General features: G+C 51.2%; 18 protein-coding genes, 2 tRNA genes, 2 rRNA genes and 1 other annotated feature. Of the genes, 15 read left to right on the top strand and 7 right to left on the bottom strand.

Annotated elements, in window-relative coordinates; genetic code table 11:
* Positions 1–4: 4 nt before the first annotated feature.
* Both ACYVUT_RS10780 and ACYVUT_RS10775 read right to left on the bottom strand, forming a co-directional pair.
* Positions 5–1,099, bottom strand: a complete 1,095-nt coding sequence (locus tag ACYVUT_RS10780) for a BMP family lipoprotein (protein ID WP_300617656.1) — start codon at positions 1,097–1,099, stop codon at positions 5–7.
* A gap of 204 nt (positions 1,100–1,303) precedes the next feature.
* Entirely contained in the window at positions 1,304–2,404 is a 1,101-nt protein-coding gene (locus tag ACYVUT_RS10775; RefSeq protein ID WP_439775194.1) for a YdcF family protein, read from the bottom strand.
* Positions 2,405–2,496: 92 nt separating this feature from the next.
* Between ACYVUT_RS10775 and ACYVUT_RS10770 the strand changes: the two genes are divergently transcribed.
* On the top strand, positions 2,497–3,153 hold the full coding sequence (locus tag ACYVUT_RS10770; protein WP_439775193.1) for a CPBP family intramembrane glutamic endopeptidase: 657 nt from the start codon (positions 2,497–2,499) through the stop codon (positions 3,151–3,153).
* A gap of 90 nt (positions 3,154–3,243) precedes the next feature.
* Here ACYVUT_RS10770 and ACYVUT_RS10765 read toward each other — a convergent pair whose 3' ends face one another.
* The 3 genes from ACYVUT_RS10765 to cbpB form a co-directional block, all read right to left on the bottom strand.
* Positions 3,244–4,398: a cation:proton antiporter gene (locus ACYVUT_RS10765; RefSeq protein ID WP_439775192.1), complete on the bottom strand. Its 1,155-nt coding sequence runs from the start codon at positions 4,396–4,398 to the stop codon at positions 3,244–3,246.
* 53 nt (positions 4,399–4,451) lie between these two features.
* Positions 4,452–4,500 (bottom strand) — a sequence feature (sodium ion sensor (DUF1646 type); this cis-regulatory element may regulate processes involved in with the transportation of sodium ions).
* A gap of 59 nt (positions 4,501–4,559) precedes the next feature.
* Positions 4,560–6,374 (bottom strand): heavy metal translocating P-type ATPase, encoded by a 1,815-nt coding sequence (locus ACYVUT_RS10760; RefSeq protein ID WP_439775191.1) that lies wholly within the window; start codon positions 6,372–6,374, stop codon positions 4,560–4,562.
* Positions 6,375–6,506: 132 nt separating this feature from the next.
* Complete coding sequence (gene cbpB, locus ACYVUT_RS10755; RefSeq protein ID WP_439775190.1) at positions 6,507–7,004, bottom strand: cyclic-di-AMP-binding protein CbpB; 498 nt, start codon at positions 7,002–7,004, stop codon at positions 6,507–6,509.
* Positions 7,005–7,611: 607 nt separating this feature from the next.
* On the opposite strand from cbpB, the gene ACYVUT_RS10750 reads away from it, so the two are divergent.
* The 7 genes from ACYVUT_RS10750 to dltD all read left to right on the top strand — a co-directional run bounded on the left by ACYVUT_RS10750 (position 7,612) and on the right by dltD (position 13,855).
* Complete coding sequence (locus ACYVUT_RS10750; protein ID WP_484500858.1) at positions 7,612–8,820, top strand: YncE family protein; 1,209 nt, start codon at positions 7,612–7,614, stop codon at positions 8,818–8,820.
* A gap of 37 nt (positions 8,821–8,857) precedes the next feature.
* Positions 8,858–9,160: a hypothetical protein gene (locus tag ACYVUT_RS10745; protein ID WP_439775188.1), complete on the top strand. Its 303-nt coding sequence runs from the start codon at positions 8,858–8,860 to the stop codon at positions 9,158–9,160.
* Positions 9,161–9,353: 193 nt separating this feature from the next.
* Entirely contained in the window at positions 9,354–9,503 is a 150-nt protein-coding gene (locus ACYVUT_RS10740; protein WP_439775187.1) for a teichoic acid D-Ala incorporation-associated protein DltX, read from the top strand.
* A 21-nt stretch (positions 9,504–9,524) separates the two neighbouring features.
* Positions 9,525–11,027, top strand: a complete 1,503-nt coding sequence (gene dltA / locus ACYVUT_RS10735) for a D-alanine--poly(phosphoribitol) ligase subunit DltA (protein ID WP_484502056.1) — start codon at positions 9,525–9,527, stop codon at positions 11,025–11,027.
* The gene (gene dltB, locus ACYVUT_RS10730) at positions 11,024–12,256 is read left to right on the top strand and encodes a D-alanyl-lipoteichoic acid biosynthesis protein DltB (protein WP_484500857.1); all 1,233 of its coding nucleotides are present in this window, start codon (positions 11,024–11,026) and stop codon (positions 12,254–12,256) included. The genes dltA and dltB overlap by 4 nt, the downstream gene beginning before the upstream one ends.
* 80 nt (positions 12,257–12,336) lie before the next feature.
* The gene (gene dltC / locus ACYVUT_RS10725) at positions 12,337–12,579 is read left to right on the top strand and encodes a D-alanine--poly(phosphoribitol) ligase subunit DltC (RefSeq protein ID WP_035162154.1); all 243 of its coding nucleotides are present in this window, start codon (positions 12,337–12,339) and stop codon (positions 12,577–12,579) included.
* Positions 12,569–13,855, top strand: coding sequence for a D-alanyl-lipoteichoic acid biosynthesis protein DltD (gene dltD / locus ACYVUT_RS10720; RefSeq protein ID WP_439775185.1), 1,287 nt, complete (start codon positions 12,569–12,571; stop codon positions 13,853–13,855). Before dltC ends, dltD begins: the two co-directional genes overlap by 11 nt.
* A gap of 173 nt (positions 13,856–14,028) precedes the next feature.
* On the opposite strand, the gene ACYVUT_RS10715 is transcribed toward dltD, so the two are convergent.
* Positions 14,029–14,253 (bottom strand): hypothetical protein, encoded by a 225-nt coding sequence (locus ACYVUT_RS10715; RefSeq protein ID WP_484500856.1) that lies wholly within the window; start codon positions 14,251–14,253, stop codon positions 14,029–14,031.
* A gap of 161 nt (positions 14,254–14,414) precedes the next feature.
* On the opposite strand from ACYVUT_RS10715, the gene ACYVUT_RS10710 reads away from it, so the two are divergent.
* On the top strand, positions 14,415–14,804 hold the full coding sequence (locus tag ACYVUT_RS10710; protein ID WP_439775183.1) for an iron-sulfur cluster biosynthesis family protein: 390 nt from the start codon (positions 14,415–14,417) through the stop codon (positions 14,802–14,804).
* Between the two features lie 60 nt (positions 14,805–14,864).
* Here the strand turns inward: ACYVUT_RS10710 and ACYVUT_RS10705 are convergent, their stop codons facing one another.
* A complete protein-coding gene (locus ACYVUT_RS10705; protein ID WP_484500855.1) occupies positions 14,865–15,596 on the bottom strand; it encodes a Fic family protein in 732 nt (243 codons plus the stop codon).
* Between the two features lie 165 nt (positions 15,597–15,761).
* Between ACYVUT_RS10705 and ACYVUT_RS10700 the strand changes: the two genes are divergently transcribed.
* From ACYVUT_RS10700 to ACYVUT_RS10675, 6 genes are all read left to right on the top strand, one after another.
* A complete protein-coding gene (locus tag ACYVUT_RS10700; RefSeq protein ID WP_484502025.1) occupies positions 15,762–17,762 on the top strand; it encodes an ABC transporter ATP-binding protein/permease in 2,001 nt (666 codons plus the stop codon).
* A 3-nt stretch (positions 17,763–17,765) separates the two neighbouring features.
* Positions 17,766–18,401: a TetR/AcrR family transcriptional regulator gene (locus ACYVUT_RS10695; protein ID WP_484500853.1), complete on the top strand. Its 636-nt coding sequence runs from the start codon at positions 17,766–17,768 to the stop codon at positions 18,399–18,401.
* 501 nt (positions 18,402–18,902) lie between these two features.
* A 16S ribosomal RNA gene (locus ACYVUT_RS10690) occupies positions 18,903–20,465 on the top strand.
* Between the two features lie 113 nt (positions 20,466–20,578).
* A tRNA-Ile gene (locus ACYVUT_RS10685) sits at positions 20,579–20,652 on the top strand.
* A 68-nt stretch (positions 20,653–20,720) separates the two neighbouring features.
* Positions 20,721–20,793: transfer RNA gene (locus ACYVUT_RS10680), tRNA-Ala, on the top strand.
* Positions 20,794–20,920: 127 nt separating this feature from the next.
* Positions 20,921–23,826, top strand: a 23S ribosomal RNA gene (locus ACYVUT_RS10675).
* Together the 16S and 23S rRNA genes with 2 tRNA genes alongside form the textbook arrangement of a ribosomal RNA operon.
* The last annotated feature ends 65 nt before the right edge of the window (positions 23,827–23,891 follow it).

The following is a 23,891-nucleotide window of genomic DNA, read 5'->3' as shown; positions in this document are numbered from 1 at the left end:
TTGCTTACTTGCTTGGGTGGCTTGGTACGGAAACCTTGCCGGCCAGAATCTGGCTGCGGGCAGTTTGTGCCTGCTTCCAAACTGAGTCAGCCACGTAGCCCCGGGTCAGGTAGACACCGTTGTGCTTCAAGCCGTAAACCAGCTGTTTGCCGCCCGGGAACTTGCCCTTGGCTGCCTTGGTCGCGATGTCCTTGACCGCCACGTTGACCCCAGTCATCACGCTGGTCAGGCAGAGGTTGGACTTCTTGCCGTCCTTGGACTTGTACTTGCCCAGGCTGGACTGGTCAGAGTCGACCCCGATGACCCAGACCTTCTTGCTGGAGTTGGCAGCCAGGCCTTCGTTGACTGACTTGGCTTCACTGAACAAGCCTTGGCCGGCTGAACCTGAAGCGTGGAAGATCACGTCCGCCTTCTTGGCAAACATAGCCTTGGCAATTGACTTTTCCTTGTCAGCAGCCGTAAATGAGCCGACGTATTGGTTCAAAACCGTGATCTTCTTGCCCATCTTCTTGGCCGTGTCTTGCACGCCCTTGGCAAAACCAGCATCAAACAAGTCGACGATGTCCCCGTGAACCCCGCCAATGAAGCCAACCACGTTGGTCTTGGTGGTCCGGGCCGCAACTACCCCGGCCATGTAGGAAGCATCCTGGGACTTGAAGTTGGCGGAAGCCACGTTCTTTTGCCCCTTGATCACATCGTCGATAATGACGAAGTTCTTGTCAGTGTGCTTCTTGGCTGCTGAAGCAATCGCGCCCTTAAGTGAGTAACCAACGCCAAAAATAGTCTTGTAGCCGGCCGCAACCGCCTGGTTGATGTTTGGCGTAAAGTCAGAAGCTGAACTTGATTCAAAGTATTGGTAGCCGTTGGTCCCCCGCTTTAAGCCCTGGGACTTGCCGTAAGCCACCATCCCTTCCCAGCCGGACTGGTTGAAGGAGTGGTCGTCAACCCCGGCAATGTCAGTGATCAAGGCCACGCTGGCTGAGCTCTTCTTGTTGGAGCCGCCGCCGTTTTGCTTTGCCCCTGAGCAGGCTGTCAAAGCAATCCCCGCTGCCAAAACAGTACCAGTGGCCAAAACTTGCTTGAATTTGATTTTCTTCACGATAAAATCCCCCTTAAATTTAACACGATTACGATCTTATCAATATTTGGTAGTTGTGTCAAAAGTCCACCTACTAGATAAAGTGTTGATTTGACGGGATTCCTGTTTTTGCCAAAATGCCCTCAAGATATATGGCTCTAAGCTGGAAGGGCATACTAGAAAAAATAAAAAATTACCTGGATTTTCCCAGGTAATTTTAAAAAGTTAAAAGACATTTAGCAGTTTGCAAATTGCCAAGGCAATGTAGCTGGCCACGATCAGGGCCATCACGGTGAAGTGGCGGAGACGGTTCATGACGAACATCCCGGCAAATTCCCGCAAAACCGCGTTGGGCAGGTAGTAAGGGCGGGTGTAAGAGCCAATCCCATTGGCGTCCAGCCCCGCCTGCTTGGCAAAAATTGCTGCCCGGAAGACGTGGTAGTTGCTGGTAAAGAAGCAGGCCTTGAAGTTGTCATTGCCATAGTCGTTGTAGGCCACGATCTGGGAGAATTCCATGTTCTGCTCGGTATTTCTGGACTGGTCTTCCAGCAGGATCAGTTCCTTTGGGACTCCCCGCTTGATGGCGTAAGCGGCCATGGCTGCCGCTTCAGAGATTTTTTCATTCGGGCCCTGGCCGCCGGACATGATGAACTTGGGCAAGGGCTGGCCCTTTTCCTGCTGGTGGTAGGCAAACTGGATGGCCCGGTTGATTCTGGCCGCCTGGATGTTGGAAATCTGGTCCCCATGGATCAGGCCCGCTCCCAAAACGATCAGGTAGTTCTGGTGGTAGCGGCGGGGGACTATCTGGTAGAGCAGGAGGTTGACCAGGAAGTTGTACATGACGGCCGCCAAGTAAACCGCGATCGTCGGGAAAATGTCCAGGATGAGGCGTAGGCCGGTCGGCGTGCTGCGGGTGAAGTGGCCGATGAAAATGAAGATCCAGAGGCCCAGCATGGCTACCGCCAGGATCAAGGTCAGCAGGTTGGGCAGGGTGTGGCTCTCATGCTTCAAGACCACGTAGGAGTTCCATAAAAGCAGGATCCAGGAGAAGGAGACGATGACGGCCACGGTTACTGCCAGGATCGCCAGGACCCAGAGGTAGACCTTGCGGAAGCTGGGCAGATTGGTGGCATAGACCAGGAAGGTGAACCAGGCCCCCAGCGAAGCGATGAAAAAGGTGAAAAAGACCCCGTTGATCAGGCGGCGCGGGTCGCTCAGCCAGGAGAAAATAAAGGTTACCGCGGCGATCGCCACCAAAATGGTGAAGTAGCTGAAAGCCCGGTTCTGGCTGAACAGAAAGAGCAGGGTATTTAATCTAGATGGCATTTTTTAGGTCCTCGTCCATATCATTTAGAAAATTGGTCAAACTTTATTATAATAGAGGATAAGAATTTTTTTGAGACAACAAGGTGACAAACGTGAAAAAAATTGGGCATTATCTCTTTTACCTGATCGAAATCGCAATCGTGTTCGCGCTGTACACGACCCTGCAGGAGTTTTACTTCTACCCGGACATCTTTGGCTTCGGATCGGCTGAGGCCTTCATCCTGGCCCTCTCCACCGTCCTGGTCTTCTGGTTCAGCTTCTGGCTCTATAAGGGGCAGCTGGATGACAAGAACGAATGGGGCTTCAGCCAGGACTTCCACTGGGATTGGCGGAAGCTGGCCACCTCAGTCGGGGGCTTCTTCTTGATGCAGCTGCTCTACATCCTCTTGATGAACCTGATCGGCGGCGGGGTCTCCGTCAACCAGCAGAACCTGGACGACCTCCAGCAGACGGCGGGCCCGACCTACAATATCATGGTGGTCCTGGTTGCCCCGGTTATGGAGGAAATCATCTTCAGAGGGATGTTCTTCAACCTCCTCTTCAACCATGCCGGCAAGGTTGCCAAGTGGGCTGGGATCCTGGTTTCCGGTTTCTTCTTTGCCTTTGCCCACAATCCTTTCTGGTCACCATATCTCCTGGTTTACTGGATGATGGGGTCAGTCCTGGCCTGGGTCTACATGACCACCAAGGACCTGCGCTACTCCATGGCCACCCACATCATGTGGAACATGCTCAGTCTTTTAGGCTAGGCAAAAAGAGAAAAGATAACTATAAAGATAAAGAGAAAACTATCTATATACATAAAAAGCAACGAAGCAAAGCTTCGCTGCTTTTTAGTTTTACGCTTCTTCTTTTTTGATGTAGTGGTTGAGCATGATTGGGGAGATAACCGTCGTCAAAATGATGACCAGAATCAAGCTGGAGTAGATGTCCTTTGGAAAAAGGTGGTGGGCAATCCCGATCTGAGCCACGATCAAGGCTACTTCCCCCCGGGAGACCATCCCAGCCCCGACGATGCTGCCTTCCAGGGGCTTAAGGCCAAAGGCTTCTGAAGAGTACTTGCCGGCCCAGTACTTGGACAGAACGCCCAGAATGGTCATAACTACGATGAAGAGGAAGTCCTTGCCGATGGAGGCAAAAGTCATCGACAGGCCAATGTTGACGAAGAAGGTTGGAATGAAGACTGAGTAGCCGATCGCGGAAACTGAGGAGTTGACTTCAGCTTCCTGCTTGGTCTGCCGGATGGCCAGGCCGCCGAAGAAGGCCCCGACTACGGCGCTCAAGCCGACTAATTCAGCAATGTAGGCCATGCCCAAAGACAGAATCAAAGAGGCGATGACCACGGAGTAGTTGACGTTGATTTTTTCCGCCAGCTGCATAAACTTCGGCGCGATGAACTTGTAGACCAGCCAGACGAAGACAAAGTAGAGGGCTTCAAAAAGCAGGTTCAAGAAGAAGTTGTCGGTCAAACCCGACTTGCCGCCTTCATGGCTGAAGGTGGTGAAGAGGCTGAGGACGATCACCGCCAGGATGTCATCGACCACCGCTGCCCCCAAAATCGCCGTTCCGGCCTTGGTCTGGAGTTTCCCGGTGTCACGCAGGACTTCTACTGAAATGGAGACGCTGGTGGCCGCGAAGACGATCCCGATGAAGAGGGCTTCCAGGAACTGCATCCCGAAGAGCATGGAGGCTCCGCCAATGAAAAGGATAGGGAGGATAACCCCGACCGTGGCCACCGTGAAGCTGATCTTAAAGTACTTCTTCAAGAGGTCCAGGTCGCTTTCCATCCCGGCTAAAAACATCAGCATGATGACCCCGATGTCGGAAAAAAGCGACATCGTTTCATTAGGGTGGATCCAGCCCAAAAGAGCCGGTCCCAGCAGGATCCCCGATAAGAGCTGCCCAATGACCGGGGGCCAGTTGAAGCGGGCAAAGACTTGCCCCAGCAGGGTCGTCATCAGCAAGACCAGTATCAGTTGTCCAATAAATTCCATATTGACCTCCGTTTCAAAAAAGGGCTGGCAAGCAAAAAAACTCCCAAGAAAAAGCTTCTTGACCCAAAGAAGCAAATTCTTGAAAGTTTTGAAACTCCAACCTCTGAAAGTGTTATGTTAACTAATAATACTTTAGCAAGAAATTGGAAAAAAGACAAATTTTACAAACCGGTCTGTTTTGGATTCTTCGGTTCGGTCTTGGCCAAAAGGGCTAAGCAGATGGCGATCATGTCGACCACTTCCTGCAAAACAGCGCCCCAGAAGGCTGGGATAAGACCCGTGAAGGCCACCAATTCCAAAAGGATAACGACTACGATGGCAGTGATGACGTCGACTTCGGCCACTTTCATGGTGTGCTTGGAAATGGCCACGGCATCATTGATCTTGCTCAAATCGTTGACCATGATGACCGCGTCGGCGCTTTCGCTGGCCGCGGTGGCACCCTTGGCCCCCATGGCAATGCCGACATCAGCAGCCGTCAAGCTTGGCGCGTCGTTGATCCCGTCCCCGGTCATGACGACTGGGCGGTTTTCAGGCGCCACGTTCTTGATTGCTTCAATCTTTTGTGCTGGCAAAAGGCTGGCCCGGACATCATCGACGCCGGCCACGTCAGCAATCGCTTGGGCAACATCCTTGTTGTCCCCGGTCAGCATCATGATGTGCTTTGCGCCTTGCTTGCGCAGGCGGGCCAAAGTTTGCGGAGTTTCTGGCCGCAACTGGTCCTTGAAGGTGATGCAGCCGGCATACTTGCCGTCAACAGAAACGTAGACAGCAGTAGTCTTGGCCTTGTTTACGTTAGCGTCTGGCGCTACGTAGGAAAGCTTGCCGACCATGACGGTCTTGCCGTCAACGGTCCCGCTGACCCCGTTACCGGTTGATTCCTGCAGGTTGCTTACGGCTTGGATCATGGACTTGTCAGTCCCTTGAACCAGGGAGTTGGCGATAATGTGGCCGGACTGCTGTTCCAGGCTGGCCGCGTAGCTTTGGATGGTTTCCTTGTCAAAGCCATTTTCCGGCAGAACGTCTTGGATGACCAATTGGTTCTGGGTCAAAGTACCAGTCTTATCGAAGGCAAAAGTCTTGGCCTTGGCAAGTTGTTCCAAGGTTGGACCGGACTTGACGATGATGTGGTGCTTGGACATGGAGCTCATCCCCGCTACCAGAGCAACTGGAGCGGCGATCAAGAGCGGACATGGGGAAGCAACGACCATGACTTCCGCGAAACGGGTGAAGTCGCCGGCCGCAACCCAGGCAATGATCCCGATAGCTAAGGAAATGATGGTAAACGGCACGGCGTAGCGGTCGGCCATCTTGACGAATTTGGCCGGCTGGGCGGCGGAGGACTTAACCAGTTGTACGATAGACTGGTATTCAGAGTCCTTGGCCAGTTTCTTGACTTCCATGGTTACGGCAGTTTCACCATTAAGTGAGCCGGACATCAGGTCATCGCCGACCGTTTTGTCAACTGGCACTGATTCACCAGTTAAGGATGACTGGTCAAAAGCAGAGCTGCCTTCGATGATAGTCCCATCAACTGGCACCTGCTGGCCCGGCTTGATCAAAACATGGTCGCCGATCTGCAGGTCGTCAACCTTTACTTCAACCACCTTGCCGTCAACCAATTTGCCAGCTACCCGCGGGTTCTTGTCCAAAAGGGCCCGCAGTTCACGGTCGGCTTGGCCGGTCGCGTAGTCTTCCAGGCTTTCGCCACCAGTAGACATGACCAGGATCATCCATTCAGCCCAGTAGTCCCGGGTAATCATCATGGAAATGACCGCGATCAGGGCCAGGACGTCGATGCCCCAGTGTCCTTCTTTCAAGTCATTAAACATTTCCTTGGCTAAGGAGAAGCTGACGTAGGCACCAGCAATGTCGAACAGAACTTCCGCGATTCCTGGAATGTGCAGGACATTGTCAGTGATCAGCCCAATCGCCCCGAGAACCAGGACGACAATGAATTTCCATTGGCGTTTCATGATTTATTCCTCCCATTAAAAGTAAGGAGTGTGAACACACACACTTTTTTATCTTAAAAGACAATATATCTTATTAGATATATTTTAACACAAATTGGATGTCTTACACTGGAAATGCTTATGATTGTATTGTTAATTTTCTGCTTCAAGCTTGAGGACCTGCTTTTTGTCAATCGTGACATAGTGGTCGTCAAAAGTATGGGCCAGGTAGTTGAAGGCCTTAAACCATTCCCGCCGGGTGATCATCCCTTGAAAGACTCCCTGGTCGTCGACGACAGGGAGGAAGTTGTTGTCAACCAGCAGGTGAAGCTGGGTCTCCATGTCTTTTTCCGTAAAGTTGACGGAAACGAAGTCGGTTTCCATGACGTCCTTGACCTTGTACTTGTTTAAGGCCTTGACAGAAATGCCATCCAGGTCCAGCATCTTGTCGGTGATCATGGCCAGGCTCAAAAGGCCGGTGATCTGGCCTTTCTTGTTCAAGACGGGAATTTTGGCGTACTTGACCTTGGTTAAGATCAAGAAGGCATGGTAAAGGGGATTGTCTTCTTCAACGATGGCAATCTTGCTGGCCGGAATCAAAAAGGAACCGGACTTTTCCGCGATAACGCGTTGAATAGCTGCTGAAATCATCAACCTAATTCCTTATATTTTTTCTATGCTAAAAAACGTTTTGACATAATTTAAGTATAAGACTATTTGGGAAAAGAAAAAAGAAAAAGGCCTGCTCGCGCAGGCCTAATTGGTTTTCATCTACTTTGGAGGAGTAAGAATGAATGAAATAAAAAAGTGGGAGTATTTGTAACGAGTTCTACCAGCTCGTTACATTGTTTATCATACAGGGTAATTCTCAATAAAGGGTTTGGAATTCCTTAACAAAGAGTAAAGAATTGCTTGCGGATCTATAAAGAACGAAAAAGGCCTGTCAAGGCAACAAAAAAGCTCACGCAACGCACGTGAGCCGAAAGGGATAGATATGAATCGACTATGGAGTCAGTCGATATTTTTCATTTACTTTGGAGGAGTATGAATGAAAAACAAAAAGTTGAGTGTAGTAACAAGCTCTCGCTTGTTACAGCTATTATATTATACTGGAAATGTGAACAAAGTATGACGTTTGGCAAAAAAGTTCAAAAAAAGCCAAAAAAATTGCTTCGCCCCTGGCCAGGCTTGTTAAGATAGAGGGGAATTTTCTTTTTTAGTGGAAAAACTTGCAGAAAAGAGGCTGAAAGGAGGGCCAATGGGTAAAAAAGACAGAAAAAGCGGAAAAAAACTAGTCAGCCGGAAGAAGCATCACTTCCGCCGGAAGCTGCGCCTGCTGATTTTTAACCTTATCCTGCTGGCTGGTCTGGCGGCCTGGGGCTACTACTGGGCCTACCCGACTTACAGCAAGTGGCAGATGAAGCAGGCCATGCTGGCGGCCCGACCCAAGGTGACCAAGGCTAAGGACGGGACCAGCACCAGTCCGGCCTGGCACAAGCTGAGGGCCTACCGAAAGGCGATTAGGGACAATTACAGCTTTGTCTACCAGGCCGCCTACCAGACCCCGAAAAGGACGACGGTGGGCCAGGACGTGGTCATTCCAGGTTTGATCTCGACGCGGAGTTATGACTACCAGACTAAAAAGATCAGCGCGACTAACGCCATGACTCCCCAGGGGATCGCCGTGGTCTACAAGTATCTGCTGATCACGGCCTATGACGGCCAGCACCGGCATGCCTCGGTCATTTATGTTTTGGACAAAAAGACGGGGAAGTTTTTGAAAACGGTCCGCTTGCCCGGCCGCCAGCACTTGGGCGGGATTGCCTACGACCCTAAAGGGATGCAGATCTGGCTGACCGGGTCAAAGGACGGGCAGTCGGCCTTGATGTCTTTTTCCTTGGCCAAATTGATTGAATACGTGGCCAGCGCCAAGACCAGCGATCAACTTGTTTATGACCATGAGATTCCGATCAACTCAATCGCCAAGGCTTCAGCTCTGACTTATTACGATGACCAGCTCTTTGTCGGCTACTTCAATGAAAATGGCCACGGCAAGGTTGCCAGCTACAAGCTTGCCCGGTCCGGCCAGTACAAAAACACCATCACCACCAGCGAGATTTCCAGCATCAACGAGTCCGTTTCCTGGTCTGACCCGGACGGGACGGCCAGCATGAACAAGCAGATCCAGGGCCTGGCCATCTACGGGGATAAGATCTTCCTCAGCCAGTCATATGGCCGCAAGGATTCCAAGCTCTACATCTTCCCGATCACGGCCGTGAACAACCTGGACGAGTCAAACGCCGAGCAGGTGGTCAGGATGCCGCCATACTTAGAGCAGATCACGGTCTACAAGGGCCAGCTGCTCTGCCTTTTTGAATCGGCATCCAGCAAGTACGCCCGCCAGGATATCACGGTCATGGACCGGACCTTGTCGGTCAATATCGACGCCCTGCTGGACAATAATTAACAGACAGCAAATACAAATAAAGGAGACAATATTATACATGGATAGTAAACTTGCCAAAAAAATCATCATCGACGTGCGGATTTCCGGCTGGTCCTGCTTGCTTCCGGCAAGCGGCCTGCTCTACCTCTACCAGGTCACCCACTACGCCAGCTTCTTGTGGGGCCTGGCCCTGGTCGTTTTGTACGCGGCTTACGTGCTGGCGACCGCCAAGCTGGACAAGTGGCATTCGCCAAGCTACGTCTTGCGGATGAGCTTGATTGCCATGTTCTTCGTTGGCTTTCTGCCTTCGATTCCGCTGTTGTTTTGCTACAGCCAGGAGCGCAAGGCCGGGCTTAAATAGCTTTTTGCAAAAAAATAACGGGAAAATGTTGCTTTTTGTATTTTTTAATACTTTAAGAAATGGTAAAATGTCAGAAGACTGTGAACGAAATATGAATAATGTGTTACAGTTTACTGTAATCACGTAAGTGAGTTGTGTTGTTTCATTCTGTTGGGATAGCAGACCTGGTGAAAAAGAAGAGGAGATGAGCTTGATGGAAAACAAGACACCAGCCAGCCGGGGGAAGATCATCCGGTCCTTTATTCTGCGAACCTTGCTTTACAGCCTCATTTTATTAGGCTTGGTTTATCTGTATGAATATTGTGGCTTGGGTTCAACCGGCTTTATTTACAATGAATTTTAGGAAAGTTGAGTGGAAATGGAAATGAGAAATATTGTCAAGACGATCGATGAGATCGCGCAAAGAGAACCAGACCGGGTAGTTTACGACTACCTGGGTCAAAAGAACACCTACGCTGACTTGCTCAAGCGGGCTAACGCCTGGGCCGCCTTGTTAAAGGAAAAGGCAGCGGCCAAGGTACCCGTCATGATTTGGGGCGGGCAGACTTTTGACATGCTGGCTTGCTTTTTAGGTTGTGTAAAGAGCGGGCACTGCTACGTGCCAATCGCTGACTATTCAAACGCTGAAAGAATCGACCTGGTCAGAGAAGTCTCTGCTTCCCCGGTCTTGATCGCCATCAGCGAATTGCCAGAAGTTGACTTGGGCGACTTGACCCTGCTGACGCCAGACGACGTTCCAGAAGAAGGGCAAGCTGACGAAGCAGACTACGTCAAGGGCGACGAAAACTTCTACATCATTTGTACTTCCGGGACGACCGGTAAGCCCAAGGGGGTTCAGATCAGCCACGACAACCTGGTCAGCTTCGTTGACTGGGAACTGAAGGACTTTGACCTGCCAGAGCATCCGCGCTTCTTGGCCCAGGCCCCTTACTCCTTTGACCTGTCAGTCATGAGCATCTACCCGGCCCTGTTGAGTGGCGGGGAACTGGTCGTTTTGCCGCACGAAGTGACGGAAAACTTTGCCCAGCTCTTCAAAGCCCTGCCGGAAACCGACGTAAACGTCTGGGTATCAACTCCGTCCTTTGCTCAAATGTGCTTCCTGGACCGGACTTTTGCTTCCAGCCACCACGCCGGCCTCAGCCACTTCCTCTTCTGCGGGGAAGAACTGCCCCGCAAGGAAGTTGAAATGCTCAAGAAGCGGTTCCCGGACAGCCGGATTTTTAACACCTACGGGCCAACTGAAGCCACCGTGGCGGTCACCCAAGTGGAGATCACCCCGGAAATTCTGGAAAAATACGACCGCCTGCCAATCGGCTACGTCAAGGAAGACACGGAAATCACTATTGACCTCAAACAGGGTGATGACGGCAAGAGCGGGGAAATGATCATTGCCGGTCCGTCAGTCTCCAAGGCCTACATCAACAACCCGGAAAAGACTGAAGAAGCCTTCTACCAGGAAAACGGCGTGCAGCACTACCGGACCGGGGACGTGGGCTACTTTGATGGGAACCTGCTCTTCTACAAGGGCCGGATCGGTTTCCAGATCAAGTTCAACGGCTACCGGATCGAACTGGAAGAAATCAACTTCTACATGAACCAGAACCCTTTGGTCCGCCACGCGGTTGCCGCCCCGATCTACAAGCCTGACCACACGATCAAGCAATTGGTGGCCGTGATCGAATTAAACGACGGGGTCAGCCGCAAGTACGATGAAGGGGAAATCACCAAGCAGATCAGAGACGGCCTGACCAAGGACGTAATGCCGTACATGATCCCGCAGCGCTACCTTTACCAAGAGGCCCTGCCGATCTCCCAGAACGGGAAGGTCGACATCAAGGCGGTCATCAAGGAGGTTAACCAGGCGTGATAAATCTGCAACCATATGAAAACCCGCAGTACTTTGTCTACCTGCTGGTCGCGCTTTTGCCTCTGATCATCGGCCTTTACTTCGGCAAGCGCTACAAGTGGTACGAAGCTCTGGTGTCTTTGGCTTTCATCTTCCTCATCTTCGACGCGGACAAGTGGCAGCAGGGGGTAACCTTGATCTGCTACATCGTCTACCAGTTCCTGGTGACTTTTGCCTACCAGCACTACAGGCAGAAGACGGGGAAGGCCAACAAGACCTGGGTCTTCTGCCTGGCCGTGATCCTGGCCATCCTGCCTTTGGCGGCGGTCAAAATCTGGCCGGTTGTTCCTCACAAGCAGGGGATTGACCTCGGCTTCTTAGGGATTTCCTATCTGACCTTTAAGACGGTCCAGGTGGTCATGGAGCTGCGCGACGGGACGATTAAGCAGGTGGATCCGGTAATGTACGCCCGCTTCCTCCTGTTCTTCCCGACCATCTCCAGCGGCCCGATCGACCGCTACCGCCGCTTCGTCAAGGACTATGACAAGGCGCCGAGCCGGGAAGACTACATCAAGGATCTGTCCTACGCGGTCAGATACCTCTTCCAGGGCTTCTTGTACAAGTTCCTTTTGGGCTGGTTCTTCGGGACCTACTGCCTGCCATACCTTGAGCAGCAGGCCATCCTAGCCGGGCGGATGCATCCCCTGCACCTGTCCTGGTGGCTCTTAGGGGTCATGTACTGCTACTCAATGTACCTGTTCTTTGACTTCGCGGGCTACTCCCTCTTCGCCGTGTCGATTTCCTACTTTATGGGCATCCACACGCCGATGAACTTCAACAAGCCTTTCGCGGCCCACAACATCAAGGAATTCTGGAACCGCTGGCACATGACTCTGTCCTTCTGGTTCAGAGACTTCATCTTCATGCGCTTCACCTTCTTCGCGATGAAGAAGCGCTTGATCAAGAACCGGAACCGGCTTTCCCAGGTGGCCTACCTGGTCAACTTCATGGTGATGGCGGTCTGGCATGGTCTGACCTGGTACTACATCGTCTACGGTCTTTACCACGCCCTGGCCATCATCATCAATGACATCTGGCTCCGCTTCAAGAAGAAGCACAAGCTGGTCAAGCACAACAAGTTCACTGAAGCAGTGGCGATTTTCGTGACCTTCCACGTGGTCTGCCTCAGCTTCTTGATCTTCTCAGGCTTTTTGAACAACCTGTGGTTCAATGTGCCGCTGGGCAAGTAATTTTTTAAAAAATCAACAGAAAACAAAACAGAAAAAGAAACAGATCTAGAGAAATAGATTGAAAAAGAAAGAGGAAAATCATGGATATTCAAAAGCAAATCGTTGACATTTTAGCTGAAGCAACTGGTGAAGACTTCTCAGACAACATGGACCAAGAACTCTACGAGAGCGGGATCATGGACTCCATGTCCACTGTGCAGATGCTCTTGACTCTGCAGGAAACCTTCGACATCACCGTTCCGGTTTCTGAATTCAACCGCGACGACTGGAACACCCCAAACAAGCTGGTTGAACAGGTGAAGAAACTGCAAGATGAAGAATAAGACAAAACTTTGGCTGATCTTTGGGCCAGTCATCTGCGCGGCACTCTTGCTGATCGGGATCTTCTCCCTGCCTTGGGAGCGGACCTTTTCAGCGGGCAGCCTCTTCCAGGCAGCCGCTTCGCAGACCACGACGGTCTTCAAGGGCAAGGCCATGCGGCAGAAGGCCTATAAGCAGGGCTACGTGCCTTTCTATGGGTCAAGTGAATTGTCGCGTTTTGACAACATGCACCCGACTGTCCTGGCCACCAAGTACAAGCGCTCCTACACGCCTTTCCTGCTTGGGGGAGCGGGCAGCCAGTCTCTGGCCCAGTACTTGGGGATGCAGGACGCGCCAAGCAAGAAAGCCGTGGTGATTATTTCGCCGCAGTGGTTTACTGCCCAGGGGCAGAACCCGGACGCCTTCGGTCTTTACTACTCGCCTCTGCACGCCAGCGACTTTATTTTGAACGCCAAGGACACGGAAGCTGACCGCTACGCGGCCCGCCGTCTGTTGCAGATGCCGAGCGTGAAGAGCGAGCACGTGATCAACCACGCCCTTTTGGAAATCGCGGCTGGGGTAGGGATCTCTAAGAATGAGCGCTACTACCTCCGCTGGCGGCGGCGGATGTATTCCAATGAAGACAGCTTTTTCACTTCCCTGCAATTGCGCGACCGCTTGCCAAAGATCGAGCAGCAGGGGAAGAAGTTGCCGGATACTTACTCTTACGCGGGCTTGAAGAAGGCCTCAGAGAAGGAAGCCAAGAAGAATACCAAGGGCAATCCTTTTGGCATCCGGACCGGTTTTTACAAAAAGCGCCTGAACGCCAAGCTGCTCAAGAAACTGAAGGGGAGCCAGAAGAAGTTCAACTATGTTGAATCTCCGGAATACTCCGACTTCGAGCTGCTTTTAAACCAGTTCGCCAAGGACAAGACCCAGGTCCTCTTCATTATTCCGCCGGTTAACGCCAAGTGGCAGAAGTACACTGGCTTGTCACAGAAGATGTACAACACGGCCACGACTAAGATCAAGCACCAGCTGATCAGTCAGGGCTTTGACAACATCTACGACCTGTCCAAGGACGGCAAGAAGAAGTACTTCATGGAAGACACCATCCACCTGGGCTGGAACGGCTGGCTGGCCGTTGACCAGGCTGTCAAGCCGTTTATGGAGCAGAAGTACACGGAACCTGAGTACGCGATCAACGACTACTACTTGACCCAGGCCTGGCGGAAAAAGAAAAAGCTGCCGACGGTGGCTTTAACTAACAAAGACGTCCTGGCAAAACTAAAAAAATAAGCTTTCGGGCTGAAAAGATTGTCCGAAAGCCAGTTTGAGTATATAATCTATCTTGTGTCAAATGCTTAGGCTGTTTTCTCCGGTAGCGAAAGCAGCCCTTAATATGTGGTTTGCTTTGGCACGCACTGTGTGAGCCTGATTCCAATGTTGGTGGAATTGGGCTTTTTTGTTTGCTATTCAAGCCAGTCGTAGCGGCTGAAGAACTGTTCCAGCTGGTAGTCGCTGCCGTTTTCGCTGTCCTTGAGCAGCTGGGCGATCCGTTTTTTACCCAGCTTTTTGACCAGCAGATTCTTGATGGCCTGGTTGATGATGGCGTCCTTGTCTGTCCCGCTTTCCTCCTGGTAGGATTCAAGCAGGATGGCCAGGTCGTCGTCCAGGTTGAATTTGACTTTAGTCATGTGGCTTACCTCCTCACTGCTTTTAGGCAAATTATAACATTCTTAAGCATTTTCCCGCCTTTTTGGCAAAGAAAATTGACCTGGATCAATTTTTGCTGAGAAAAAACTTGCTATACTTAAACTATCAAAAAATAAGTGAGTTCGATGGGGAGGTAACAAATATGGTTAAAATGACTTTTAGCCCGGAAGCTGGGGAATTTTTGCAAAAGAAGCGGGGAGACAAGACAGTCTTGCTCCTGGCCTTGAATGACGGGTCAAACAAGTACTCGCTGCAAGGCGGGACTTGCACGATCGGGGCCAACTTCCAGTTCGTCGCTTTGGACCAGGCTGACCCGGACTACCAAATCAAGATCGACAACGCTTTGGGTTTGGACCTGTACACGGGCCAGGCGGAAATGGGCTTCTTAGATGACAGCTTGAGCGTTGGCGAACAGTACGGGATGCTGTCCTTGAGCGACGGCAGCGGCCTGATCGACAGCGCGGTCGGCGTCAACGTTTACGTGCCAAGTGAACTTACCGCTGAACAGATTCAAAACGGCGCCAGCTGCTAAAGAACGTTAAAAAACATGACTTCGGAACTTGCCGGGGTCATGTTTTTTGATTTGGTCAGATTAATTTTTTCTAGGCAGGTTGGTGTCGTTTTCGGCTTCCTTGATGGCGATTTCGTTGGCGCGGAGAATTTTGATCCGCTTCTCCAAAGTTTCCCTGGTGTAGTCAATTACCAGTTTGGTGAAGGGGGCTTCGTTGCCGTTTTCCTGGTAGTCGCTTAAGGCTAGCATGTACTGCTCCCGGGAATTAGCGTCGGGCTGGATGTTGATTACCGGGTAGCCGCTCTCTGTCAAAGCAAAGTTCATCAAAAGGCGGGCGGTCCGGCCATTGCCATCTGAGAAGGGATGAATGCTGACAAATTTCCGGTGCAGGTCAGCCGCGTACTGGACGGGATGCTCTGCTTTTATCGCGGTTCGGGCCCAGTCGATCAGGTCAGCCATGGCTTTATCTTTTTCCAAAGTAGCTAGCCGGTTCAAGTCTCTGACTACGGCCTGGGTCAAGGGTTCCTTTTGCGTAGCCAAGTCGATCATGTAGTCGTAGGCTTGGCTCAAATTTACGGCTTCAAGGGTTTCGGTCAAAGATTTGCCATGGATGGTAATGCCGGCATTGATGATGGAGTCGGTCTCATACCTGGTAAGCGTGCTGCCTTCAAGAGCGTTTGAGGTCCAGACGTGTTCCAAGCGGATGTCTTGGTTCAGCAGGTCAACTTGTTCTTTGCTCAAGGGCCGGTATTTGGCCATGTCATTTTTTAAAGCTGTCAGCTCAGCCAGTTCTTTAGGAAAAAGTTCAGTCATGCTTGTCCCCTTCTGTTTTTACTGGAATTAAGTCATTCTACCATCATTTTAACCGAAATACGGGGTCATGTTTTTTGTTTTTGCTTGACAGAAGCTGGGAGAGGGATTATTATGACAACATGTCATATGACAAGTTGTCATATTTTTGCATAAGGAGACGGATAGATGACTGTTCTTGAATTAAAAGACGTCAAAAAGTACTACAAGATGCCGGGCGGGGGCCAGTACGAGGCCCTGCGCGGGGTCAATGCGAAATTTGACGCCGGGGAAATGGTCGCCATCGTCGGGGAATCAGGGTCAGGCAAGTCAACCTTGATGAACACGATCGGGGGCCTGGACTCTGACTTTGAAGGGGCCATTTTATACGAAGGGAAGAACCTGCGGGATTTTTCCCAGAAGGAAATGGTCAACTACCATAAGAAATCAATCGGTTTTATTTTTCAAAACTTTAACTTGATCCCTCACCTGGACTTGATCGACAACGTGTCAATCGCCATGACCCTGTCCAACGCGGATGAAAAAACGCGGCGCGACCGGGCAGAAGAACTTTTAACCCAGGTGGGCTTGAAGGATCACATGCACAAGAAGCCAGACCAACTGTCCGGCGGGCAGAAGCAGCGGGTGGCCATTGCCCGGGCTTTGGCCAATGACCCGGACGTGATCATCGCTGATGAACCGACTGGGGCGCTGGACGCGGACACGACTGACGTGATCTTAAACATGATCAGAGACATCGCGGCTTCGGGCAAGCTGGTCTTGATGGTGACCCACTCAGACAAGGTGGCCAGCCACTGCAGCCGGGTTCTGCGGATCGACCAGGGGCAGATCGTCAGTGACCAGGAGCAAAAGCCACTTGACCACCACCTGGAGCAGAGAACTGAAGTCAAGATCCAGCAGATGAGCCTCTTTAAGGCGATCTCTTTGGCTTTTAAGAACATGAAGGCCAAGTTCGGCCGCAACGCCCTGGTTTCAACCGGGATGGGGATTGGGATCATGTCCGTGATTCTCATGCTCAGCCTGGGCAAAGGGGTTACCTCTTACGTCAGCGGGCAGATGAACACCTACTCTAACCCTTTGGTGGCGGAAATCCAGAAGACTTCCAGCCAGAAGATGCGCCAGCAGGGGATGCAGGCCCAGCAGACAGGGGACAAGGCAGCTTTGGCCAAGCAGCAGCAAAATAATATGGCCTCTTTGTCCGGGACCAGCAGCGCTTCGGCTTTTAGCAAGAAGGATTTGAAGAAGCTGGAGAAGATTTCTCATGTCAAAAAGCTGCAGAAGGGCTACAGCGCGATTTCCTTGGGGACTAACCAGCTGAAATATGGCAAGAAGACGGCCAGCATGATCTACCTCAAGACGGTCAATGACGGGATCGCCAAGTCAGAGATCAAGAAGGGCCGCCTGCCTAAGGCTGGAAAGAACGAAGTCATGATCGACAGCGGCAGCGCCGACAACTTGAGCAAGAAGATTTTAGGCAAGAAGGTCAAGGCGACTTTGCAGATCGGGACCAAGACCATCACCAAGACGGTCAAGGTAGTCGGGATCTATGAAGCTTCCGGCTCCGGCCAGGTCAGCACCCTGCTTTTGCCTTACAGTGATCTGAAGAAGATTTTCAAAGACAATGGCTTGACCTTGAAGCCAAACGTGGTCTACTTGACGGCAACTGACAAGCAGTACACTTCTTCCATCAAGCAGGCAGCCAAGGACAAGGGCTTTGCCGGCTCAATGCAGGAGCAGATGACGGAAATGTTTGACAGCATCTTGAGCGTTTTGACTTATGTTCTGACGGCTATCGCGGCAGTTTCTTTGCTGGTTTCAGCTATCATGATTCTGGTTGTCTTGAACATCTCTGTAGTCGAACGGACCCAGGAAATCGGGGTCATGAAGGCCCTGGGTGCCCGGCGCAAGGACATCCGGCGGATCTTCTCCAGCGAAGCCTTTTTGCTGGGCCTGGCTTCCGGGATTGTCGGCATTGCTTTGACCTGGCTTTTGGCCCAAGGGATCAACAGCTTCACCCAGTCAGCCTTTAAGGCGGCCGTGGTCAGCTTGACTCCGCAATACGCCTTGACTGGTTTGATCATCAGCATCGTCATCAGCATGATCGCCGGGATCCTGCCAGCCAACCACGCTTCCAAGCTGGATCCCGTTGAAGCTTTGCGGAAGGAGTAAAAAATGCCCAGCCAGACTTTTTTCAACCTGCCTAAGGAAAAGCAGGACCGGATTATGGCAGCGGCCCGGGAGGAATTTTTCACCCACAGCTTCGATGAAGCTTCAATCAACCGCTTGATCAAGGCGGCGGGGATTCCCCGGGGGAGCTTTTACCAGTATTTTGACGACAAGGAAGACGTGTACTTTTACCTGGGTGACCAGATTCAGCGGAAAATGCTGGCGGAAAGCCACCAGCAGCTGAAGGATTATGATTATGACCCGATAAAAATGGCCCGGGAAGTCCTGCCTTTGTGGCTTAAGGAAATTTTTTACGGGGAAAACAAGATGTTTTTCTACCGGCGGATTGACTTGCTCTACCAGCAGCATCTGCCGCATCCGCAGGCAGGAAATCATCCTATGGACCCGCTTGACTGTCTCAGCGAGGAAGAACTGGAGAAGATGGCGGAAAAAGTCAATCTGCAGGACCAAGGGGATTTGAAGTTCCTCCTGCACGCCCTGCTTTTAACGATGATCAGCTGTATTACTGAAGGAGCAGCGGATTACAAGGCCGGCAGGAAGGTTGACTTAGACAAATTGAAGCAGCAGCTTGACCGCCGGATCAGCTATCTGGAAAATGGCTTTAAGAAGAAAGCAGATTAAAATAAGAGCAAGAACTAAGAACCGTGGATTTAATCCGCGGTTTTTCTTTTTTACCAGGAAATAACATTTTTTTGAAAAAGTTTTCTGGTAAAAATGACCTAAAAGCGAACTAAGAAGCAGCTTTTGCTGGTATAACCAAGATAAAATTAAACAAAAGCAAAAAGAAAGAAAAAACAAAAATGACAACGAAGCCGTGTGTTCACATAATAAACCGAATAAACTAGCCGATTTGACGAAAGGATAAAAAGAAGGTAAAGTATTATTTGTCTTGAAACGAGCCAAGTGCTTGAAGCAAGACAAAAAATAAATATCAAAAGCTTGTTGACAAGAATCAAACAAGCGAGTAAGATATAAAACGTTGCGTCACTTGACGCAAGTTGGTACTTTGAAAACTGAACAAAGTTTCGCAGTGTGCGGGTCAAACATTGTTTGATCCAAGCAAATAAGCGAAGTCAATTCGCAAGCAAATAATCTGGAGCAGATTAAAAAGAGCTCAATTTTCAAATTGAGAGTTTGATCCTGGCTCAGGACGAACGCTGGCGGCGTGCCTAATACATGCAAGTCGAGCGAGCTGAATTCAAAGATTCCTTCGGGATGATTTGTTGGACGCTAGCGGCGGATGGGTGAGTAACACGTGGGCAATCTGCCCTAAAGACTGGGATACCACTTGGAAACAGGTGCTAATACCGGATAACAACATGAATCGCATGATTCAAGTTTGAAAGGCGGCTTTTAGCTGTCACTTTAGGATGAGCCCGCGGCGCATTAGCTAGTTGGTGGGGTAAAGGCCTACCAAGGCAATGATGCGTAGCCGAGTTGAGAGACTGATCGGCCACATTGGGACTGAGACACGGCCCAAACTCCTACGGGAGGCAGCAGTAGGGAATCTTCCACAATGGACGCAAGTCTGATGGAGCAACGCCGCGTGAGTGAAGAAGGTTTTCGGATCGTAAAGCTCTGTTGTTGGTGAAGAAGGATAGAGGCAGTAACTGGTCTTTATTTGACGGTAATCAACCAGAAAGTCACGGCTAACTACGTGCCAGCAGCCGCGGTAATACGTAGGTGGCAAGCGTTGTCCGGATTTATTGGGCGTAAAGCGAGCGCAGGCGGAATGATAAGTCTGATGTGAAAGCCCACGGCTCAACCGTGGAACTGCATCGGAAACTGTCATTCTTGAGTGCAGAAGAGGAGAGTGGAACTCCATGTGTAGCGGTGGAATGCGTAGATATATGGAAGAACACCAGTGGCGAAGGCGGCTCTCTGGTCTGCAACTGACGCTGAGGCTCGAAAGCATGGGTAGCGAACAGGATTAGATACCCTGGTAGTCCATGCCGTAAACGATGAGCGCTAGGTGTTGGGGACTTTCCGGTTCTCAGTGCCGCAGCAAACGCATTAAGCGCTCCGCCTGGGGAGTACGACCGCAAGGTTGAAACTCAAAGGAATTGACGGGGGCCCGCACAAGCGGTGGAGCATGTGGTTTAATTCGAAGCAACGCGAAGAACCTTACCAGGTCTTGACATCCTGTGCAAAACTTAGAGATAAGTCTTTCCCTTCGGGGACGCAGAGACAGGTGGTGCATGGCTGTCGTCAGCTCGTGTCGTGAGATGTTGGGTTAAGTCCCGCAACGAGCGCAACCCTTGTCTTTAGTTGCCATCATTAAGTTGGGCACTCTAGAGAGACTGCCGGTGACAAACCGGAGGAAGGTGGGGATGACGTCAAGTCATCATGCCCCTTATGACCTGGGCTACACACGTGCTACAATGGGCAGTACAACGAGAAGCGAACCTGTGAAGGCAAGCGGATCTCTTAAAGCTGTTCTCAGTTCGGACTGCAGGCTGCAACTCGCCTGCACGAAGCTGGAATCGCTAGTAATCGCGGATCAGCACGCCGCGGTGAATACGTTCCCGGGCCTTGTACACACCGCCCGTCACACCATGGAAGTCTGCAATGCCCAAAGTCGGTGGGATAACCATTAGGAGTCAGCCGCCTAAGGCAGGGCAGATGACTGGGGTGAAGTCGTAACAAGGTAGCCGTAGGAGAACCTGCGGCTGGATCACCTCCTTTCTAAGGAAAACAGATGGATGGAGAGCAGAAATGCTAAGAGAAATCCATCAGTTACGGAAGCACACTGCAAAAGAAACTTTGTTCAGTTTTGAGAGTACCAACAATAAGAACTTGGGCCTGTAGCTCAGCTGGTTAGAGCGCACGCTTGATAAGCGTGAGGTCGATGGTTCAAGTCCATCCAGGCCCATTGAAATGCAAAGAAAAGTCTTTACATTTCGGCCAAGATGGAGTAACATCTTAAAAGTTGATATTTACGGGGGCATAGCTCAGCTGGGAGAGCACCTGCTTTGCAAGCAGGAGGTCATCGGTTCGATCCCGTTTGCCTCCATTGGCCGCAAGGCCAAGTTTGTACGTTGAAAACTGAATATCTTAATTCCAAGAAAAAACCGAGAATCATTGAGATCAATGAAAACATTGCAAAGCGACCGAGAGAGTTCGAAAGAACAAACTTGCAAGGTCAAGTGAAGAAGGGCGCACGGTGAATGCCTTGGCACTGGAAGCCGATGAAGGACGCGACTAACCGCGAAAGTCTTCGGGGAGCCGTAAGTAGGCTTTGATCCGGAGGTCTCCGAATGGGGGAACCCAGCATGTGCAGACATGCTATTCTTGTGTGAATACATAGCACAAGAAAGGAACACGCAGTGAACTGAAACATCTAAGTAGCTGCAGGAAGAGAAAGAAATATCGATTTCCCAAGTAGCGGCGAGCGAACAGGAAAGAGCCCAAACCGGCAGATTTATCTGCCGGGGTTGTAGGACTGAAACATGGCACTTCAGAGGATAGCAGAAGCGTTTGGGAAGACGCGCCAGAGAGGGTGAGAGCCCCGTAAGCGAAATCCAAAGAAGGCCTATCAGTATCCTGAGTAGGGCGGGACACGTGAAATCCCGTTTGAATCCGCGAGGACCATCTCGCAAGGCTAAATACTAACCAGTGACCGATAGTGAACCAGTACCGTGAGGGAAAGGTGAAAAGAACCCCGGGAGGGGAGTGAAAGAGAACCTGAAACCGTGTGCCTACAAGTAGTCAAAGCCCATTAACGGGTAATGGCGTGCCTTTTGTAGAATGAACCGGCGAGTTGCGTTAGTCAGCAAGGTTAAGTCAGAAAAGACGGAGCCGCAGCGAAAGCGAGTCTGAAGAGGGCGAGCAGTTGGCTGACGCAGACCCGAAACCAAGTGACCTACCCATGACCAGGTTGAAGGCGCGGTAAAACGCGCTGGAGGACCGAACCCACGTAAGTTGAAAATTGCGGGGATGAGTTGTGGGTAGCGGTGAAATTCCAAACGAACTTGGAGATAGCTGGTTCTCTCCGAAATAGCTTTAGGGCTAGCCTCGCAAAGAGGATGCTGGAGGTAGAGCTCTGTTTGGACTAGGGGCCCGTCAAGGGTTACTGAATTCAGATAAACTGCGAATTCCAGACATTTATGTGCGGGAGTCAGACTGCGAGTGATAAGATCCGTAGTCGAAAGGGAAACAGCCCAGATCACCAGTTAAGGTCCCAAAATTCATGCTAAGTGGAAAAGGATGTGGAGTTGCGCAGACAACTAGGACGTTGGCTCAGAAGCAGCCATCATTCAAAGAGTGCGTAATAGCTCACTAGTCGAGTGACGCCGCGCCGAAAATTTACCGGGGCTAAGCATGATACCGAAACTGTGGATGTGCGCAAGCACGTGGTAGGAGAGCGTTCTAGCGGCGGTGAAGCATGATCGAGAGGACATGTGGAGCTTCTAGAAGTGAGAATGCCGGTATGAGTAACGAAAGACAGGTGAGAATCCTGTCCGCCGCAAGACTAAGGTTTCCTGGGGCAGGCTCGTCCGCCCAGGGTAAGTCGGGACCTAAGGCGAGGCCGAGAGGCGTAGTCGATGGACAACAGGTTGAGATTCCTGTACTGCACCGAATCGTTATGAGCGATGGAGGGACGCAGGAGGCTAGCAGCGCGTGGTGCTGGATACCACGTTCAAGCGTCAAGTCTGAGAGCGAGTCAAATGCTTGCTCTCATAAGGACAAGGCGTGATGAGGAGCGAAATTAAAGTAGCGAAGGCTGCGACGTCACACTGCCGAGAAAAGCTTCTAGCCAGAGACGGTGCACCCGTACCGCAAACCGACACAGGTAGTCGAGGAGAGTATCCTCAGGTGAGCGAGAGAACTCTCGTTAAGGAACTCGGCAAAATGGCCCCGTAACTTCGGGAGAAGGGGCGCTGGTCGCAAGATCAGCCGCAGTGAAAAGGCCCAAGCAACTGTTTATCAAAAACACAGGCATCTGCAAAATCGTAAGATGAAGTATAGGTGCTGACACCTGCCCGGTGCTGGAAGGTTAAGAGGAGAGCTTAGCGCAAGCGAAGGTTTGAATTGAAGCCCCAGTAAACGGCGGCCGTAACTATAACGGTCCTAAGGTAGCGAAATTCCTTGTCGGGTAAGTTCCGACCTGCACGAAAGGTGTAATGATTTGGGCACTGTCTCAACGAGAGACTCGGTGAAATTATAATACCCGTGAAGATGCGGGTTACCCGCGACAGGACGGAAAGACCCCATGGAGCTTTACTGCAGTTTAATATTGGGTATCTGTCAAGCATGTACAGGATAGGTAGGAGCCGGAGAAGATAGGACGCCAGTCTTATCTGAGGCGCTGTTGGGATACTACCCTTGCTTGACGGATGCTCTAACTCAGGTCTGTAATCCAGGCCGAGGACAGTGTTTGACGGGCAGTTTGACTGGGGCGGTCGCCTCCTAAAGTGTAACGGAGGCGCCCAAAGGTTCCCTCAGAATGGTTGGAAATCATTCGCAGAGTGTAAAGGTAAAAGGGAGCTTGACTGCGAGAGAGACAACTCGAGCAGGTACGAAAGTAGGGCTTAGTGATCTGGTGGTACCGCATGGAAGGGCCATCACTCAACGGATAAAAGCTACCCTGGGGATAACAGGCTTATCTCCCCCAAGAGTTCACATCGACGGGGAGGTTTGGCACCTCGATGTCGGCTCGTCGCATCCTGGGGCTGAAGTCGGTCCCAAGGGTTGGGCTGTTCGCCCATTAAAGCGGCACGCGAGCTGGGTTCAGAACGTCGTGAGACAGTTCGGTCCCTATCCGTCGTGGGCGCAGGAAATTTGAGAGGAGCTGTCCTTAGTACGAGAGGACCGGGATGGACGCACCGCTGGTGTACCAGTTGTCTTGCCAAAGGCATCGCTGGGTAGCTATGTGCGGACGGGATAAGCGCTGAAAGCATCTAAGTGCGAAGCCCCCCTCAAGATGAGATTTCCCATTTCTTCAAGAAAGTAAGACACCTCAGAGACGATGAGGTAGATAGGCCGGGAGTGGAAGAAGCGTGAGCTTTGGAGCGGACCGGTACTAATCAGTCGAGGACTTGACCAAAAGAGCGAAGCAATGAAGGTTTTGACTAGGAAGAGATATTCAGTTTTGAGCGTGCAAGCTCAAAG

The sequence above is a fragment of the Lactobacillus sp. WILCCON 0059 genome, assembly GCF_057197985.1.
Note: the sequence above shows the minus strand (reverse complement) of the source record. Positions and strands in the feature narration are given on the sequence as shown.